Source organism: Chamaesiphon sp. OTE_75_metabat_556, from assembly GCF_031378165.1.
GTDB lineage: Bacteria > Cyanobacteriota > Cyanobacteriia > Cyanobacteriales > Chamaesiphonaceae > Chamaesiphon.
In genome coordinates this window covers 1-2,132 of the sequence record NZ_JANNDR010000118.1, presented here as the reverse complement: position 1 = coordinate 2,132, position 2,132 = coordinate 1, and the positions used below count along the sequence as shown (strand labels likewise).

The 2,132-nt window shown below is 49.0% G+C and carries 2 protein-coding genes and 1 pseudogene; all 3 read left to right on the top strand.

What is annotated here, in order from left to right; all coding sequences use genetic code 11:
- Positions 1–315, top strand: a 315-nt coding sequence (locus RMO27_RS05230) for a ferredoxin-thioredoxin reductase catalytic domain-containing protein (RefSeq protein WP_396133615.1), incomplete at its 5' end; no start/stop codon positions are given.
- 206 nt (positions 316–521) lie between these two features.
- Positions 522–1,175 carry a bifunctional phosphoribosyl-AMP cyclohydrolase/phosphoribosyl-ATP diphosphatase HisIE gene (gene hisIE / locus RMO27_RS05225; RefSeq protein ID WP_309730035.1) on the top strand — a complete coding sequence of 218 codons (654 nt, stop codon included), beginning with the start codon at positions 522–524 and terminating at the stop codon, positions 1,173–1,175.
- Positions 1,176–1,531: 356 nt separating this feature from the next.
- Positions 1,532–2,132 (top strand): annotated as a pseudogene (locus RMO27_RS05220) (gamma-glutamyl-phosphate reductase); the annotation flags it as partial.

Sequence of the window (2,132 nt, the reverse complement as noted above, 5' to 3'; positions counted from 1 at the left end):
AAAATGCTGGAAGCGATGAGACATTTTTCCGAAACTTATGCCAAAAACACCGATACTTACTTCTGTGTCGATCTCTCAGTAACCGCTGTCGTGATTAAGGGACTGGCAAAAAACAAGGAAGAGCTGGGTTCGCCCCTATGTCCGTGTAGACACTATGAAGATAAAGAAGCTGAAGTCAAAGCAGCTTTTTGGAACTGTCCGTGCGTCCCCATGCGCGAGCGCAAAGAATGCCATTGCATGTTATTCCTAACTCCTGAAAATGACTTTGCTGGGAAGATGCAAGAGATCTCGCTCGACGAAGTTAAAGCAGTATAAATAGTCAACCATCGATCTAGTCGATTTGGGTGAGGAGCTTTACTCTAATGGTCGATCGAACCACACGCTCGAGAGTCACGCTCTTAACCGTTTTGATTAGCAATCTCGGAGTAATTTGCCACCACAATCCCAGGACATGGCAATGGTAAAATAAATTTAGGTGGCAAACTAGCCGCCAATTCCTAAATATATCGAGCTGCTCACTCATGTCCGTCGATGAATTTACCAGTCTGCATTCAGCTATTCCGATCGATCGGATAAAGTACGACGAGCGGGGTTTAGTTCCCGCGATCGTCCAAGATTATTTGGATGGCACCGTGCTGATGATGGCATGGATGAATAGCGAATCCCTCGCCAAAACGATCGCGACTGGTGAAACCTGGTTCTGGAGCCGTTCGCGGCAAGAGTTTTGGCATAAAGGCACAACTAGCGGACACATTCAACACGTCAAATCGCTGCGCTACGACTGCGACAGCGATGCGCTTTTAGTGACAGTAGAACAAGTTGGCGATATTGCCTGTCATACGGGCGAACGGAGCTGTTTTCACCAAGTTGCCACCGATACCAAAATCGCCCCACCCGCCGATACTTTATCAGATTTATATCAGACGATCTGCGATCGCCGAGACAGTCCCCAAGCTGGTTCTTACACTCAAAGCTTATTTGCTGGGGGCGATAATAAAATTCTCAAAAAAATTGGCGAGGAAGCCGTCGAAGTCGTGATGGCATGTAAAGACGATCGACCTACCGAAATTGCTGGTGAAGTCGCCGATCTGTTCTATCATACTCTCGTCGCCCTCGCCCACCACCGCGTCAGTATCCGCGATGTCTATCGCGTCCTCCAACAGCGAAAAAAGTAATTACTTAGATCTTGCATTAAAACAAAGTTACTGGTGTTCTGGTGAATAGTGAATAGTGGACAGCGATTCGCGCACGCCTCTGTTCCCCGACGGTTCAGCGCGATCGAGACAGCGAAAAGTGCGTTCTTGGGGTTTCCCCTGCTTGGGTATGGGTCACGGATGGGGAAAATGACCGACCCAACTCCGCAAGTAAAGCACCTTTCCAAGACAGTAGATAGTTTTAGTATTTAAGAGTAGGTACTCCACAGCCAGTAACTAAGCGGTAGCCGCACCCAAAGCCTAAAACCCACAGCCTAAAGCCCAAAGCCCAAAGCCCAAAACCTAAAGCCTAAAGCCTAAAGCCCAAAGCCTAAAACATGTTGACAGAAATTGCCCAAAATACCCGACTAGCCGCCCAACACCTGGCTAATCTCTCGGCTGATGCCAAAAACACCGCGATCGAATTAATTGCCACATCGCTAGAAAGTTGCGCCGACGAGATCGTCGCGGCAAATACCAGCGACTGCGAAGCAGCTCAAGACGAAATTGCTCCCGCTCTTTACGCACGGCTCAAACTAGATGCCACCAAACTCAAGGGCGCAATCCTCGGCGTGCGCGACGTGGGTAAATTAGCCGATCCAGTGGGTCAAATTCAGCTTCACTGTACCCTTGATAACGGACTAGTTTTGCAGCGGACGAGCTGCCCGGTAGGGGTCTTAGGTGTGATCTTTGAAGCGCGTCCCGATGCGGTAATTCAGATTGCTAGCTTGGCAATTAAGTCGGGCAATGGGGTAATTTTAAAAGGTGGCAAAGAAGCGATCGCCTCTTGTACTGCCTTAGTCGCGGCAATTAAAGCCGGATTGGCTCGATCGGAAGTCAGTCCCGATGTCATTCAACTGTTGACGACTCGATCGGAAACCAGCGAATTACTCAAATTAGACCGCTATGTCGATCTGATTATCCCGCGCGGTTCCAATG

What these genes read in the sequence shown, in the direction of transcription:
- hisIE (WP_309730035.1), top strand. Translation starts at nt 522, where the DNA reads ATGTCCGTCGATGAATTTACCAGTCTGCATTCAGCTATTCCGATCGAT.